Origin of the sequence: Bacillus sp. FSL K6-3459 (assembly GCF_038003305.1) — a bacterium.
GTDB classification, from domain to species: domain Bacteria; phylum Bacillota; class Bacilli; order Bacillales; family Bacillaceae; genus Bacillus; species Bacillus pumilus_O.
In genome coordinates, this window is sequence record NZ_JBBOOW010000001.1 from 433,556 (window position 1) to 447,491 (window position 13,936).

The following is a 13,936-nucleotide window of genomic DNA, read 5'->3' on the forward strand; positions in this document are numbered from 1 at the left end:
TCCTATTCAATCCTATAATGGTAATAATAGGTTGGGAAAATGGCCTCGTGCTCAAGGTGAAAAGAAACAAAGCGATCGTTTCCAATGAAAACGATCGCTTACGAATCAATTATTTTTTTCTCAAAGCAAGCCCAAGTGCAATGAGTGCTAAGACTAGAGCCGCAATGGACAACCCTAGCACAAGTGGTGAAGAAGAATTGGAGGCTGTTTCTGATGCCTTTTCTTCTTTAGGTTTTTCTTGACCATGGGAATCCGTTACCGTATTAGATGCGACAATATTTGTGATTGAATGCGGCTTATCAGCATCTTTATCACCTGTCCATTCAACGACCGTTCCATCCTTATAATATTGATATGCATCCCATGCAGCTTCGCCTGCTTTTTCAGGGTTTTTCGCTACAAAAACGAATTGCTGGAACTGTCCGGCAAGCACACCTTTACCCGTTGCTTCCCAAGTTACTCTTGTCACCTTGCCATCTTTTTCTTCAGTTGACGTTTTCCAGCCGGGTACTGGCTCGTATTGCTGGAATTCTACGCCCTTAGGCATTGTGATGACAACCTTTGTTGTTGGACTGTCACTTTCAGAAGGTACTTTCAACGTGTATGTTTCCCACGCATTTGTCGCAGATGTATCCGGTTTAACCGTGACGTGCGCGCTCACAGGAATCGCCAATAAAAATGAAGCGAGAAGCATTGGTAATAAAGCTTTAACATATTTTTTCATATGGTATGAACTCCTTTTAGTTTCTTCTAATAAATGTGGTATCAATATTTTCAAAAGAACCAGTTAACGCATGGATTTCAATTTTCCAAGTGCCTTTTTCATTTAACAAGAGGTTTTCAGCAGAGTAATGACCATTTTTTAAGCGTTTCAGCTGAAATTCACTCGGTTTCTCTTCACCGAATAAGGCGACTTTATGGATCTTGGCTGACACAGATTGGATATCAGTGATCGTTTGTCCATCCTTTTTCGTAAATGCGACCTCGAATGTGTTTTTCCCCGGGGCATTCGGGGTGATGCTCATGGACACAATGTCACGATGCTCCACTTGGTTTGCGCCGAAGAACGGCTCAGGTGCAGGGGGAGGAGGGCTCGGAATATTGGTGAACACAGCTGTTAATAACAGAATAACGATTCCGATGATCCACTCAGCTCGTAACGAAACGTTTTGTTTCTGTTTCTTTTCCCATCTCAGCATCAAGTAATGGACAAGCCCAAGAAGGCCCATCAAGATAAATAAACCAAGCTTGATTAAAAAGGTGCGTCCGTATGCTGATTCGAAAAGAGCATCAAACGATTGCAAAATAAAGATTGCATTCACAAATCCTGAAAACACAATGAGTCCAACAGAGAGCAGTGCCCAAGGGTGAAACGCCTTTAACGTATTCCTGATGAGCGGCTGATCTTCATTTGGCAGCTTCTTCAACAATAAAAGCACAATGGCTGTTAAACCACCGACCCAGATCGATGCAGAAACGAGATGGATAAAATCAAGTGACGTTGTCAGTATTTTATTATCAGTTGCCGCTGGATGTCCGATTTGTGCCTTCAGCCAGAGAAGTACTGCGAATAGGAGCAGTGGAAACAACCATACCCGAAAAGAAGTGAAATCCCCTTTTTTCATCGCAACGATGCTCCAAATGGTCAGAAGAACAAATGACACCATGAGCATCATCCACAGACTACCGCCAGAAGTCGACGCAATGGTTTCTTGCAGAAGCGATGGCTGAAATGCTCCCAAAAAGGACACGTCTGCCGCTGATTTTGTTTGAATCGGCAGCTGGAACACGAGAGCTCCGCCCATCATGATCAGTGACAATGTCAAAAGCCGTTTCATTCGTTTCGCTAATACAGGTGAAATGGCTTTTTTAAACCAAAACAGTCCAAACAAAATGGTCCCGAGAAATAAGCTAAACGACGTATAAAGAAAGGCTTTATCTATGGTCGAGGCAACATCAATAGATTCATTCGGTTGACCTTGATCTAATTGGTCAAACCCGCCATCCGCTTTGCCAATACTAAACGGGATCATGCCAGAGACAGAGTGACCGTCTGCTGATACTGCATTCCACTGAATGGTATAAATCCCCTTTGGTAAATCCTTTTTTAAAGCAGCTTTCATGATTTTTTGATCTTTAATGACCGTATCTCCTTGATCCACACGATCCCCTTTTGCATTGAGCACCTTAATGGCATGAAATCCACTTTCGATTCCTTCACTAAATGTGATAGAGACCGAAGGAGGCTGCTTCTCCAGCTCTTCGTTTGCTGCTGGACTCGAACTGACGACGTATGCATGGGCAAATGCTTCCTTTGGAATGAAAAAAGCGAACGTGATGATAAGAAGCAGAAGCCACTTACTATGTTTCAACAAGGTAATAACCGCCTTTCTACCTATGAAAATGTCTCATGTATCAGAAAGAAAGCGGCAGTAAACTGTGAGTCACAGAAAAAACCGCTCCTCCTATTGTGCCGCTCACTCTAAAAGGTAAACGAAACAAACAGCAAGATGGTTCACTTTTTCTGTGTCATGTCTGCGCAGACATTTCTTAATTAAATAGGTTTGATCATGTATAAGCCTATTCGATTTAAGAAGAGGAAACAAGAAGTGACGATTTAAAAGTTGTGAAATTCCGATGAATTTTGCGTCAAAACCACAGCACGTCAACCTTTTCAACCCATTTCCCCTATGCTCTGACAGAGAATTCACATCATATTTCAATTTTGTCACACACTCAGTGACAAAGTGACATTTAGTTTCAATTGAAGGGAAAGTGAAAGCGTTTTACGATAGGGGTAAGGGCTTCACTGACACTTGTTCTTATATCTTTTGACCTATAAAGCCCTCAATAAAGGGAGAGAAGAAAGGAGTTTTCATAGATGCAGGAAAAAAGCGGATTTCGCGTAAAAGTACAGCGCTTTGGAAGCTATTTAAGCGGCATGATTATGCCGAATATTGGCGCATTTATCGCATGGGGACTCATTACGGCACTGTTTATTCCGAGTGGCTATTTGCCAAATGAACAGTTAGCTACACTTGTGGGCCCAATGATCAACTACTTACTGCCGCTCTTAATCGGTTACACAGGCGGTAAACTCGTATACGACCATCGAGGCGGTGTACTTGGTGCAACCGCGACGATTGGGGTCATTGTCGGTTCGGACATTCCGATGTTTTTAGGTGCCATGATCATGGGACCACTTGGCGGTTACTTGATTAAGAAAATTGATCAGCTCTTCAAAGATCGAATCAAATCGGGCTTTGAGATGCTTGTGAATAACTTTACGGCAGGGATTCTAGGTGCCATTCTTGTCGCGATTGCCTTCTATGCTATCGGCCCAGTTGTACTTGGTCTAAATAAAGCCCTTGCGGCAGGTGTAGATATCATTGTGAATGCACATTTGCTTCCGCTGGCAAGTATTTTCATTGAACCAGCGAAAGTCTTGTTCTTAAACAATGCGATTAACCAAGGGATCTTAGGTCCGTTAGGGGTAGAGCAAGCAGCGAAGACAGGGCAGTCTGTTCTGTTCTTACTTGAAACAAACCCAGGACCAGGTTTAGGTGTTCTACTTGCATACATGTTCTTCGGAAGAGGGAATGCAAAGCAGTCTGCACCGGGTGCGATTGTCATTCAATTTTTAGGCGGTATTCATGAGATTTACTTCCCGTACATCTTAATGAAACCAAAGCTTATTTTAGCGGTCATTGCAGGGGGAGCGAGCGGCGTTCTGACCTTTACCCTGTTAAATGCAGGCTTAAAGGCTGTGCCGTCACCAGGAAGTATTATCGCCCTTATGCTCATGTCACCAAAAGGCGGACATCTTGCTGTTCTAGCAGGTGTCGTCGTGGCAACCGTCGTCTCATTCCTTGTCGCATCTGTGATTTTAAAAGCCTCTAAAGCAGTTGACGAGGATTTAACAGCAGCAACAGAAAAAATGCAGGACATGAAAGGGAAGAAAAGCGCAGCAGCGGCTGCTCTTACAGCTCAAAAAGAAGGTGCTGAAGCAAACGAACAAGCAGCATCTCCAAGTGATGTGAATCCAGATGACGTGAACAAAATCATCTTTGCCTGCGATGCAGGAATGGGCTCAAGTGCGATGGGCGCATCCATCTTAAAGAATAAAGTCAAAAAGGCAGAGCTTGATATCGATGTGACAAACACATCCATCAGCAACATTCCGAATGACGCTGATGTGGTCTTTACTCATAAAGATTTAACAGACAGAGCGAAGGCGAAATTGCCAGGCGCTGTGCATATCTCAGTAGATAATTTCTTAAATAGCCCGAAATACGATGAGCTGATTGAGAAATTGAAAAAATAACATGATGAAACGGGGTGAGTTCAATTTTTCTTCATTGAACTCCCCGTTTTGGTTGTTTTCCCGATTTTCCATTCTAAAAAAGGTGTGTGATCTTTCATGAAACAAGTACTTTCAAAAGACAATATTTTTCTAAACGAACAAGCAGGATCGAAAGAAGAAGCCATCAAAAAAGCAGGAGAAGTCCTAGTGGCAAATGGCTATGTTACAAGTGATTATGTTGACAAAATGTTTGAAAGAGAAAATATCTCGTCTACATTTATGGGCAATGGGATTGCAATACCTCATGGAACAGAGGATGCAAAAGCAGCTGTCCTTCATTCTGGGATTTCCATCATTCAAATTCCAGATGGTGTTGAATACGGCGAAGGAAATATCGCCAAAGTCGTTTTTGGCATCGCTGGTAAAAACAACGAGCATCTCGATATTCTTTCTCAAATTGCGATTGTCTGTTCAGAAGAGGAAAATGTAGAACGCATCATCCATGCCAAGGATCAGGATGAACTGATCGCCATCTTTAACGAGGTGAACTAACATGAAGGCACTTCATTTTGGAGCAGGGAATATTGGTAGAGGATTTATCGGATCTTTGTTAAAAACATCAGGTTTTGAGCTTGTCTTTACCGATGTAAATGAAGCGGTCATCAACGAGCTGAATGCACGAGGAGAATACACGGTTGAACTCGCAGCACCAGATCAGAAGCAAGAAGTAGTCGGCCCAGTGAGAGCGATTAATTCTGCACAAGATCCAGCGGCATTAACAGAGGCTGTGGCATCAGCCGATTTGATTACAACAGCTGTTGGACCAGCTGTTCTGAAGATCATTGCTTCATCCATTGCAGAGGGACTAAAACAGAAAAACCCTAACCATATTATCAACATCGTGGCATGTGAAAATATGATTGGAGGCAGCTCTCATTTAAAAGAAGCTGTTTTCTCTCATCTCACAGAAGAGGAACAAAAGACGCTGTCACAAACAGTTGGTTTTCCAAACGCTGCTGTGGACCGCATTGTACCAATTCAGCACCATGAGGATATTCTAAAAGTATCAGTCGAGCCTTTTTTCGAGTGGGTCATTGATGAGACTGGCTTTATTGGGGAAGTTCCTCAAATTGATGGAGCAACCTTTGTACAAGATTTGACGCCGTATATTGAGCGCAAGCTCTTTACTGTCAATACAGGACATGCGTTAGCAGCTTATGTCGGGTATCAGCAAGGTGTTCAAACGATTAAAGAAGCCGTCGATACACCAGAGATTCGTCAGGTAGTTGAAGGTGCACTTCACGAAACGGGCAGTTATTTAATCGACACATATGGCTTTGAAAAAGAAGAACATGATGCGTATATACAAAAAATCATCAAACGATTCGAAAATGCTTTTATTTCCGACGAAGTCACGCGAGTCGCACGTTCTCCTCTTAGAAAGCTAGGAGCAGATGACCGTTTAATCGGTCCTGCGAAAAAGATGAAGCAGCCAGTGTACTTAATCAAAGGCATTGCTGCAGCTCTCGCTTATGACTTTGCCGAAGACGAAGAAGCGGTTCGTTTGCAGAAATTAAGAAAAGAAAAAGGCATTGAAGGTGTGCTAGAAGAAGTATGTGGCCTCACGCCAACAGATGATCTTTATCAAGCCATTCTAAAAGAAACATCTCGATAATTAGAAAAATCCCTTTCCAACGAGTGAAAGGGATTTTTTGATGACTTTTTTAATACTTTACCCCGTTTGACGATATATGAAGTAAGGGGGAATTTGTATATGAAAAGGAAAATGTTTGCATCAAGGAGTGTCTTTTTTCAATTAATGTCTGCCATTATCGTCATCACGATCTTAACCGGCGGACTTGTTGGGACAACCGGGTATTTGTTAGCGAAACATGTCTTAATTGATGCGGGGAAAGCAGATTTAAAGCACATCGTCAGCGGCGCAATGGCAACGCTTGAACAGTTGAATGATCGTGTAGAGAAAAAAGAACTGACGCTTGAACAGGCGCAGGAACAAGCCCGTATTTACTTGAGCGGGCCCAAAAATGACAACGGGAAAGGGTACCAATTTCAAAAATCAGATTTTATCTATAAAAATAAAGGCTATCTTGTCGCATATGGAGCAGATTACTCCTCTCAAGTCCATCCTGTCAATGACATTGGCGTCATTCCAGATAACACGACCAATCGTGAAAAAATGGTCGCTGGAGCCAAATCAGAAGGCGAGGAAGGACACTATGTGACCTATTTAGATAAGGACGATGCCACTGGGGAAGAAAAGCAAAAGCTTGCCTATATGAACCAGTTCGCGCCCTGGAACTGGAGTATCGGCATCGCCGTCTTCCAAGATGAATTTTATAAAGAATTAGAGCAGATGAAGCTCTATATCATGCTCATTACAGCAGGTGTCGCTCTTTTTAGTCTCGGCGTCTTTTATTTAGCTGCTCGAGGAAAAGTCAGACTTCTCAAGCAAGTCACTGCTGCTTCAAAAGAAATTGCCGCGGGGAATCTTGAACGTACAAGTTTAAAAGAAACAACAGATGAAATTGGCCAGCTGGCAAATGGCTTTAATCATATGTCAGGAGAACTCCGGACACTTGTCAGCGGTCTACAGGAGACGAGCAGTCAACTCGTCGAATCAGCGACAGATTTATCAGCGATATCTGAAGAAACCTCAGCCAGCAGTGAAGAGATTGGACGAGCGATTGGTGACATATCGACTGGAACACTTCATCAGGCATCTGACCTTGATGTAGCCAATCAACAAATGAACCAGTTCAATCAATCCATTGAGAACGTCAAAGAACAAAGTGACCACATTAAACGAATCTCTGACCAATCGAGTCAATCGTCGCAGCAGGGTCAGCAAATTGTTCAGCAATTAAAACAATCAAATGAACAATCTATACAAGCGTCTCAAGGAATTAGAGCAGGCATTGAGCAATTAAGTAGAAAAGTACAGGATATCTCTAAAATTACAGATACAATTGAAAGCATTTCAAATGAGACGAATTTACTTGCGCTAAATGCCAGCATTGAAGCAGCGCGCGCTGGAGAGCACGGCAAGGGCTTCTCGGTGGTGGCGAGTGAAGTGCGGAATTTAGCTGAACAGACAAAACAATCAGCGGTGCAAATTCAGCAAATGGTACAAGGTATTAAAGAAGAAACGACGGCAACTGCCGGCATGATGTCAAACACAATGGATCGTTTTGCTGAGCTAGATAAGGCGGTACATGCGACAGAACATGAATTCAATGCCATCTCTACGTCGATTTCACAAACCATCGTTGAAACAGACGCCATGGCAAAAGAACTGAATGCATTGCTTGAGCAAAACGACCTCATCACTAAAGCCATGCAAGGTGCAGCCCATATTTCTCAAGAAAATGCCGCTGCAATTGAAGAGATCACCGCATCCACAGACGAACAAGTGACAGCGATCTCCAATGTGGCAAAAGCAGCAGAAAGACTCAATGAACTAAGCATCCGATTGAATCAGGATATTGCGCGTTATCGTCTATAAACGATTTTGACTGAACGTCTCTTGTCAGGTACTATATAAAGAATCAAAACCTTGCTCACGCAATCAAAAGGAGTGGTCCGGTCATGAAAAAGAAAATATTGATGTTCTTACCTTGTGGCTATGGATACTCCACTGCTGTTTTCTTTTAGGATTGATAGAAATTGGTGAAGTCTGTCTACATGAAGAGAAATCTAGCAGAAAAACAAAGTGAGTGAGGGAAATCACATGGAAAAAATCACGAGGAAAAACCCAGAAAGTATGCCCAAGCCCGTTGGCAACTATAGTCATATCACACGAGTACCAAAGGGCGCGGGTTTATTTGTTACATCCGGTCAAGTCGGAACAGATATCGATGGACAGGTACCATCAAGTTTAAACGACCAGGTAACCAATACGTTTGAAAATATCAAAAAAATCCTTGAATCAGAAGGATTGAATGAAGAGCATGTCATCAAGGTCAATATATGGGCTACGGAAGAAATCGACTGGGATCATCTATATCCTCAGTGGGATACGATCTTTAAAACAGCTTACCCATCAATGACGGTTGCTTATGTATCAGCTTTAGGATGGCCTGAGCTGAAAATTGAAATTGAGCTATGGTGCGCCGATATTTGATCAAAAAAAGAACAGTGCAAACTGTTCTCAGCGTGTAGACAAACCCTCGCATTCGTTGTCAGTCCTGCGCGCTGGTGCTAACGAATGTCAAATTCGCTCCGCAAAAGTAGCCGTTCTTCCTAGACTGCAAAGGTTTTCTATCAAGCTGAAAAGAAGACAAAGTGCTAAAATCAAGATCATTTTAGCACTTTGTCAACAATCTGAGAACAGTGCAAACTGTTCTTTTTTTACTTGAGCCGAAACCGCCTTGTCATCCATGCAGCGATATACGTAAAGACGGTGTAGATGATGACCCAAATAAGAAAGGATTCATTCCCGCCAATGGATGTGTACATGAGAATGATGCTGGCTAACAGGACAATCAAAGTCGGCATCCAAACATTCTTCAAAAGCATTGTGCCAAAAATGCCAATCAGCACAGAAAGAATAGGGAAGCCAAATACAACGAATAAAATAAAAACAGCCATATGACGAACTCCTTTGAACAAGTGTTTACATGAAAAAATAAAAGATCGACACTGCCATGTGCGTAAGTGCAAAGATCATCATGAGAAAGGCCGTATCAAGACGCCACATGCGGTGCTCTTTCGTTTCAGAATGATAGGCAGCTCTTGTCTCATCTCCGCTTGTCCAAGCCCCCATTAGAAGCCCAGATATCATAACTCCGATAATAGAGATTCCACCACTGATCCATTCTATCCACTCATGGTGCTGCAAAATCATAGCGGCACTGCAAATGACAATCATTGAGCACGCACCGGCGATAAAGGCATGTTTTTTTCTCATGTTGTTCACACCCTTCAAAGAAAATTAGGAGACGGCATCACATATTTCAATGAAATGACCATCAGGATCAGCGACATAAGCGACGGTTTGCCCCCATGGTTTTTTTTCAGGTTCTTTAATGATTGAAACCCCTTTTTCCTTCATTGATGCAATGGTTTGTTCCACATCATCCACAACAAACCCAATCTCAAACGTTTGAGAGGATTGATTGGCTTCTGGGACAGGCAATCCAAGCGCATCTTTGACATCCTGACGTGAGTTAATTGATAAGGTTACATCGCCAGTATCAAACTCAACATAGGATTCAACTCTAAGTTTCATAGGAAAGCCAAGTACATGTTGATAGAAGTGAATACTTGCCTCAACATCGTTTACATATAGAATGGTATATTTCATTTTCATGTGAAAAACTCCTCTCTTGATATACGTGTCAAAAACGGAAAGGTTTCCCACTCAGTGTACCATATAGGATATAAAGCATGTTTCATTCCAAAAAAATCTATTTTTTTAGCACAATAGTCTTGAAAAACAAAAAGTGGTGACATATGATAAAAATGTAAAAATAGAAAAAATAGGGGGATTATTCATGTTGAAAAAAATCATGGTGGCTGTCTTGTCTTTAGGTCTTTTACTAAGCTTTACACAAGTCGACAGCCATACAGCAGATGCAAAGACCGTGAAGTATAAAAACTGCAAAGCGCTGAACAAAGTCTATAAAGGCGGCGTGGCAAAAAGCAAAAACACGAAAAACAAAGGCGGCAAAACAAAGTACAAGCCGTATGCATCAAAAGCGCTTTATCTCAAAAATAAGCACCTTGACCGTGATAAAGACGGCATTGCGTGTGAACGCTAAGCCTATGTAAAGAGACCTGCAATCAGGTCTTTTTTCTATGGGATCAAACTCGTCCCTTTGTGCCATCTTCCTCTTTATATTAAAATAAAGATAGTTACAAAAAATGATACAAAGTGGGGTACTCAATTTGTCCATACAAGCTGATAAGAAAGACATCCGATTGATTGCCATTGATATGGATGGCACGCTGTTAAACAGTGAACACGTCATTCCAGAGGAAAATAAACAAGCCATTAAAGATGCTGAAGCAAAAGGAGTCCATGTGGTGATTAGCACAGGGCGCACACTGATGACATGCCGAGAGCTCGTTGAGCCGCTTAAGCTGTCTTCTTACCTTGTGACAGCAAACGGAAGTGAAATCTGGGATTCAAACTTCCAACTGATCGAACGAGATCTGCTGCATCCTGATCATGTCCAAATGATGTGGGATCTAAAAAACAGGTACGAAACCGATTACTGGGCTTCCACTGTGGATAAGGTGTGGAGAGGTGAATTCCCAGAACGAATTCATGACCATGAATGGTTGAAATTTGGTTTTGATATTCATGATGATGACGTTCGTGAGGAAGTACTGAATACATTGAAAACAAACGAGCATCTAGAAATCACAAATTCAAGTCCGACCAATATCGAAGTCAATGCAGCGGGCATTAACAAAGCGGCAGCTCTTGCAAAAGTAGCAGAACGCATTGGCTGTACGATGGACAATGTCATGTCACTTGGCGACAGCCTAAATGATATGGCCATGATTCAAGAAGCCGGATTAGGCATTGCGATGGGAAATGCGCAAGAAGTGGTGAAAGAAGCCGCCGATTGGATCACAGCTCCTAACACTGAACACGGTGTAGCAAAAGCGATCCAGCATTGGGTGCTGTCTAAATAAATAAAAAAACGAGAGGTGATATCCTCTCGTTTTTTTAATTTCTCCTAGTTCTATTGTTATGTTTTCTAACAATATCATGTGCAATCTAACCAAAATTGATATAATCAATATAAATTCGAATATTCGGACTTTAAGTTCCGTTATTCGGAACGACAAGGAGGGGTCCTATGTATCAAGTAGATATCAACTGTGATTTGGGAGAAAGCTTTGGTCAATATACAATCGGTTCAGATCAACAAATTTTAGAATATGTTACCTCAGCCAATATCGCCTGCGGTTTTCATGCAGGAGATCCAACGGTGATGAGAAAAACCGTCAGAATGGCACTAGATAAAGGAGTACAAATTGGTGCGCATCCGGGTCTGCAAGATTTAGTCGGCTTTGGCAGACGTCCAATAGCGATTTCAGCAGAGGAAGCCTATGATCTCGTCGTCTATCAAATCGGCGCTCTATCAGCCTTTCTCAAGGCAGAAGGCGGCACCATGCAGCATGTCAAGCCGCACGGCGCCCTGTACAACATGGCAGCTAAAAATACTGAATTATCTGAATCGATTGCGAAGGCTGTGTATCATGTCGATCCAAGTCTTATATTATTCGGACTTTCAGGCAGTGAACTTGCGTTAGCAGGTGAGAGAATAGGTCTTCAAGTGGCTCATGAAGTATTTTCTGATCGGACCTATCAATCAGACGGGATGCTGACATCCCGCCGTGAACCAGACGCACTCATTGAAGACGATGAACTGGCAGTTCAGCAGGTCGTTCGGATGGTGAGAGAAGGGAAGGTTCATACCGTTCAAGGGGAAGACATTTCGCTTAAAGCAGATACGGTCTGTATTCATGGAGACGGGATCCATGCGCTCCAATTTGCTAAAACCATTACATCGAAGCTAAAAGAAGCGAGCGTTCATCTCAAAGCCTTTCAATAAAAATCGTCATCAAAGGGGGAAACAGCATGAAAAAAGAGGAAGTCAAGCACGCGAAGGCACCAAAGGGGAACCGGTCTATGCTCATGGGCGCAGCCTTTTTAATGGCGACGTCCGCCATCGGACCGGGATTTTTAACACAAACGACTGTCTTCACGCAGCAGCTTGCGGCTAGCTTTGGGTTTGTTATTCTCATCTCTATTTTGTTAGATATTTTTGCGCAAACCAATGTATGGCGCATCATCGCCGTGTCAGAAAAGCGAGGGCAGGATATTGCAAATATGGTTCTGCCGGGTCTCGGATATGTACTGGCTGTTTTGATTGTCATGGGAGGGCTTGCCTTTAACATCGGAAATATCGCTGGTGCTGGTCTCGGTTTTCAGGTGATCACAGGAATTGATCCGCGAATTGGAGCAGCTATCAGTGCTGTCATTGCTATTCTGATCTTTGTGATCAAAGAGGCTGGAAAAGCGATGGACCGTTTCACACAGATAGCGGGCTTTGTCATGATTGGCTTGATGCTGTATGTGGCGATTTCAACAGCACCGCCAGTTGGAGAAGCGGCAGTGAGAACATTTGTCCCAGAGAAAATTGATATTTTATCCATTGTGACACTTGTAGGCGGAACAGTAGGCGGCTACATCGTCTTCGCTGGAGGACACCGCTTACTGGATGCAGGTATTAAGGGGAAAGAAGCATTGCCCCAAGTGACGAAAAGCTCTATTTTCGGTGTCCTCATTACGTCCATCATGCGTGTAGCACTCTTTCTTGCCACATTAGGAGTTGTCGCAAAAGGCTTGCAGATTGATCCATCTAACCCGCCTGCCTCTGTATTTCAACTAGCTTCAGGAAATATCGGATATAAAATGTTCGGGATTATTATGTGGGCTGCGGCGATTACGTCCGTGATTGGAGCAGCCTATACATCAGTTTCCTTCTTTAAAACCTTCTCACCAAAAATTGAACAAAATCAACGTGGCATTATTATTGGCTTTATTGCCCTCTCGACCATTTGTTTTATTACGATCGGAAGACCTGTGAACATATTGATATTAGTTGGCGCGATCAATGCTTTGATCTTACCTCTCGCACTTGGCACCTTGCTGGTAGCGGCTTATAAGAAAGACATTGTCGGGGATTATCGACACCCATTCTTTTTGACAGTATCAGGCGCATTTGTCGTTGTCATCATGGCATTGATGGGCGGGTATACCATTATCAATGAAATTCCAAAACTATGGAGCTGAATCGAATGAATATCTACCAAACATATGAGCCTTCACAGATCAGAGAGTTGATTCGTAAAAAAGAAATCACAGGACCAACGGCTGGTTTAGCAGAGGGATATGCTCAAGCCAATTTAATGATCGTCAAAAAAGAACTTGCCTTTGATTTTCTGTTGTTTTGTCAGCGTAATCCGGCTGCATGCCCCTTGCTTGATGTACTGGAGCCGGGTGATCCTGTGCCGAGAAAGTCAGCGCCCAAAGCGGATATTCGTACGGATTTTCCTAAATACCGTATTTACAGAAAGGGAATTCTTCAAGAAGAGGTGTCAGATATCTCTGCATATTGGGAGGATGATATGGTTGCCTTTCTCATCGGCTGCAGTTTTACGTTTGAGCATGCGCTCATGCTGAATGATATCCCTGTTCGCCATATTGAAAATGGTCATAACGTTCCGATGTATCAAACGAATATCGCTTGTGAAAGGGCGGGGGTATTTCATGGCCCGATGGTTGTCAGCATGAGGCCCATTCCGGCGCATCAGATCACAAGGAGTGTACAAGTGACATCTAGATTCCCATCAGTTCACGGCGGTCCCATCCATATAGGTGACCCAGCGATGATTGGAATTGCTAATGTGGATCAGCCGGACTTTGGAGAACCATCTGTGATCAAAGAAGGAGAGGTCCCGGTGTTTTGGGCATGTGGTGTGACGCCGCAAGCCATCGTCATGCATACAAAACCAGAGATTGCGATTACCCATGCACCTGGCCATATGTTCATCACAGATCAACGAGATCAACAGCTCGGTGTGCTTTAGAAA

The 13,936-nt window shown here is 42.9% G+C and carries 15 protein-coding genes; 10 read left to right on the forward strand and 5 right to left on the reverse strand.

What is annotated here, in order from left to right; all coding sequences use genetic code 11:
* Nucleotides 1–109 precede the first annotated feature (109 nt).
* Entirely contained in the window at nt 110–724 is a 615-nt protein-coding gene (locus MHI35_RS02075) for a YcnI family copper-binding membrane protein (protein ID WP_144522213.1), read from the reverse strand.
* Between the two features lie 16 nt (nt 725–740).
* Nucleotides 741–2,375 (reverse strand): copper resistance CopC/CopD family protein, encoded by a 1,635-nt coding sequence (locus tag MHI35_RS02080; RefSeq protein ID WP_211063335.1) that lies wholly within the window; start codon nt 2,373–2,375, stop codon nt 741–743.
* A 506-nt stretch (nt 2,376–2,881) separates the two neighbouring features.
* On the opposite strand from MHI35_RS02080, the gene MHI35_RS02085 reads away from it, so the two are divergent.
* The 5 genes from MHI35_RS02085 (at nt 2,882) to MHI35_RS02105 (ending at nt 8,444) form a co-directional block, all read left to right on the forward strand.
* Nucleotides 2,882–4,324: a PTS mannitol transporter subunit IICB gene (locus tag MHI35_RS02085; protein ID WP_249407382.1), complete on the forward strand. Its 1,443-nt coding sequence runs from the start codon at nt 2,882–2,884 to the stop codon at nt 4,322–4,324.
* Between the two features lie 96 nt (nt 4,325–4,420).
* Entirely contained in the window at nt 4,421–4,855 is a 435-nt protein-coding gene (locus MHI35_RS02090; RefSeq protein WP_012008933.1) for a PTS sugar transporter subunit IIA, read from the forward strand.
* Nucleotide 4,856: 1 nt separating this feature from the next.
* On the forward strand, nt 4,857–5,978 hold the full coding sequence (locus MHI35_RS02095) for a mannitol-1-phosphate 5-dehydrogenase (RefSeq protein WP_335348859.1): 1,122 nt from the start codon (nt 4,857–4,859) through the stop codon (nt 5,976–5,978).
* Between the two features lie 99 nt (nt 5,979–6,077).
* Entirely contained in the window at nt 6,078–7,826 is a 1,749-nt protein-coding gene (locus MHI35_RS02100; RefSeq protein ID WP_211063333.1) for a methyl-accepting chemotaxis protein, read from the forward strand.
* Between the two features lie 225 nt (nt 7,827–8,051).
* The gene (locus MHI35_RS02105; RefSeq protein ID WP_119124415.1) at nt 8,052–8,444 is read left to right on the forward strand and encodes a RidA family protein; all 393 of its coding nucleotides are present in this window, start codon (nt 8,052–8,054) and stop codon (nt 8,442–8,444) included.
* Nucleotides 8,445–8,671: 227 nt separating this feature from the next.
* Here the strand turns inward: MHI35_RS02105 and MHI35_RS02110 are convergent, their stop codons facing one another.
* From MHI35_RS02110 to MHI35_RS02120, 3 genes are read right to left on the reverse strand one after another with little or no spacing between them, the layout of a single operon-like run.
* Entirely contained in the window at nt 8,672–8,911 is a 240-nt protein-coding gene (locus MHI35_RS02110; protein WP_335348858.1) for a DUF2651 family protein, read from the reverse strand.
* A gap of 25 nt (nt 8,912–8,936) precedes the next feature.
* Nucleotides 8,937–9,230, reverse strand: a complete 294-nt coding sequence (locus tag MHI35_RS02115) for a DUF5316 family protein (protein ID WP_335348857.1) — start codon at nt 9,228–9,230, stop codon at nt 8,937–8,939.
* A 24-nt stretch (nt 9,231–9,254) separates the two neighbouring features.
* Complete coding sequence (locus MHI35_RS02120) at nt 9,255–9,632, reverse strand: VOC family protein (protein ID WP_335348856.1); 378 nt, start codon at nt 9,630–9,632, stop codon at nt 9,255–9,257.
* A 184-nt stretch (nt 9,633–9,816) separates the two neighbouring features.
* Between MHI35_RS02120 and MHI35_RS02125 the strand changes: the two genes are divergently transcribed.
* From MHI35_RS02125 to MHI35_RS02145, 5 genes are all read left to right on the forward strand, one after another.
* A complete protein-coding gene (locus tag MHI35_RS02125; RefSeq protein ID WP_169057619.1) occupies nt 9,817–10,083 on the forward strand; it encodes an excalibur calcium-binding domain-containing protein in 267 nt (88 codons plus the stop codon).
* 103 nt (nt 10,084–10,186) lie between these two features.
* Nucleotides 10,187–10,966 (forward strand): Cof-type HAD-IIB family hydrolase, encoded by a 780-nt coding sequence (locus MHI35_RS02130; protein ID WP_372585407.1) that lies wholly within the window; start codon nt 10,187–10,189, stop codon nt 10,964–10,966.
* A 167-nt stretch (nt 10,967–11,133) separates the two neighbouring features.
* Nucleotides 11,134–11,892: a LamB/YcsF family protein gene (locus MHI35_RS02135; RefSeq protein WP_335348855.1), complete on the forward strand. Its 759-nt coding sequence runs from the start codon at nt 11,134–11,136 to the stop codon at nt 11,890–11,892.
* A gap of 26 nt (nt 11,893–11,918) precedes the next feature.
* Nucleotides 11,919–13,136: an NRAMP family divalent metal transporter gene (locus tag MHI35_RS02140; protein WP_335348854.1), complete on the forward strand. Its 1,218-nt coding sequence runs from the start codon at nt 11,919–11,921 to the stop codon at nt 13,134–13,136.
* 5 nt (nt 13,137–13,141) lie between these two features.
* Nucleotides 13,142–13,933 (forward strand): putative hydro-lyase, encoded by a 792-nt coding sequence (locus MHI35_RS02145; RefSeq protein ID WP_211063327.1) that lies wholly within the window; start codon nt 13,142–13,144, stop codon nt 13,931–13,933.
* Nucleotides 13,934–13,936 lie beyond the last annotated feature (3 nt).

Excerpts from the sequence above, each read along its gene's own strand:
- MHI35_RS02090 (WP_012008933.1), top strand. The coding sequence starts at position 4,421 with ATGAAACAAGTACTTTCAAAAGACAATATTTTTCTAAACGAACAAGCA.
- MHI35_RS02130 (WP_372585407.1), top strand. The coding sequence starts at position 10,187 with ATGATACAAAGTGGGGTACTCAATTTGTCCATACAAGCTGATAAGAAA.
- MHI35_RS02075 (WP_144522213.1), bottom strand. The coding sequence starts at position 724 with ATGAAAAAATATGTTAAAGCTTTATTACCAATGCTTCTCGCTTCATTT.
- MHI35_RS02105 (WP_119124415.1), top strand. The coding sequence starts at position 8,052 with ATGGAAAAAATCACGAGGAAAAACCCAGAAAGTATGCCCAAGCCCGTT.
- MHI35_RS02125 (WP_169057619.1), top strand. The coding sequence starts at position 9,817 with ATGTTGAAAAAAATCATGGTGGCTGTCTTGTCTTTAGGTCTTTTACTA.
- MHI35_RS02095 (WP_335348859.1), top strand. The coding sequence starts at position 4,857 with ATGAAGGCACTTCATTTTGGAGCAGGGAATATTGGTAGAGGATTTATC.
- MHI35_RS02145 (WP_211063327.1), top strand. The coding sequence starts at position 13,142 with ATGAATATCTACCAAACATATGAGCCTTCACAGATCAGAGAGTTGATT.
- MHI35_RS02110 (WP_335348858.1), bottom strand. The coding sequence starts at position 8,911 with ATGGCTGTTTTTATTTTATTCGTTGTATTTGGCTTCCCTATTCTTTCT.
- MHI35_RS02100 (WP_211063333.1), top strand. The coding sequence starts at position 6,078 with ATGAAAAGGAAAATGTTTGCATCAAGGAGTGTCTTTTTTCAATTAATG.
- MHI35_RS02085 (WP_249407382.1), top strand. The coding sequence starts at position 2,882 with ATGCAGGAAAAAAGCGGATTTCGCGTAAAAGTACAGCGCTTTGGAAGC.
- MHI35_RS02120 (WP_335348856.1), bottom strand. The coding sequence starts at position 9,632 with ATGAAAATGAAATATACCATTCTATATGTAAACGATGTTGAGGCAAGT.
- MHI35_RS02140 (WP_335348854.1), top strand. The coding sequence starts at position 11,919 with ATGAAAAAAGAGGAAGTCAAGCACGCGAAGGCACCAAAGGGGAACCGG.
- MHI35_RS02135 (WP_335348855.1), top strand. The coding sequence starts at position 11,134 with ATGTATCAAGTAGATATCAACTGTGATTTGGGAGAAAGCTTTGGTCAA.
- MHI35_RS02115 (WP_335348857.1), bottom strand. The coding sequence starts at position 9,230 with ATGAGAAAAAAACATGCCTTTATCGCCGGTGCGTGCTCAATGATTGTC.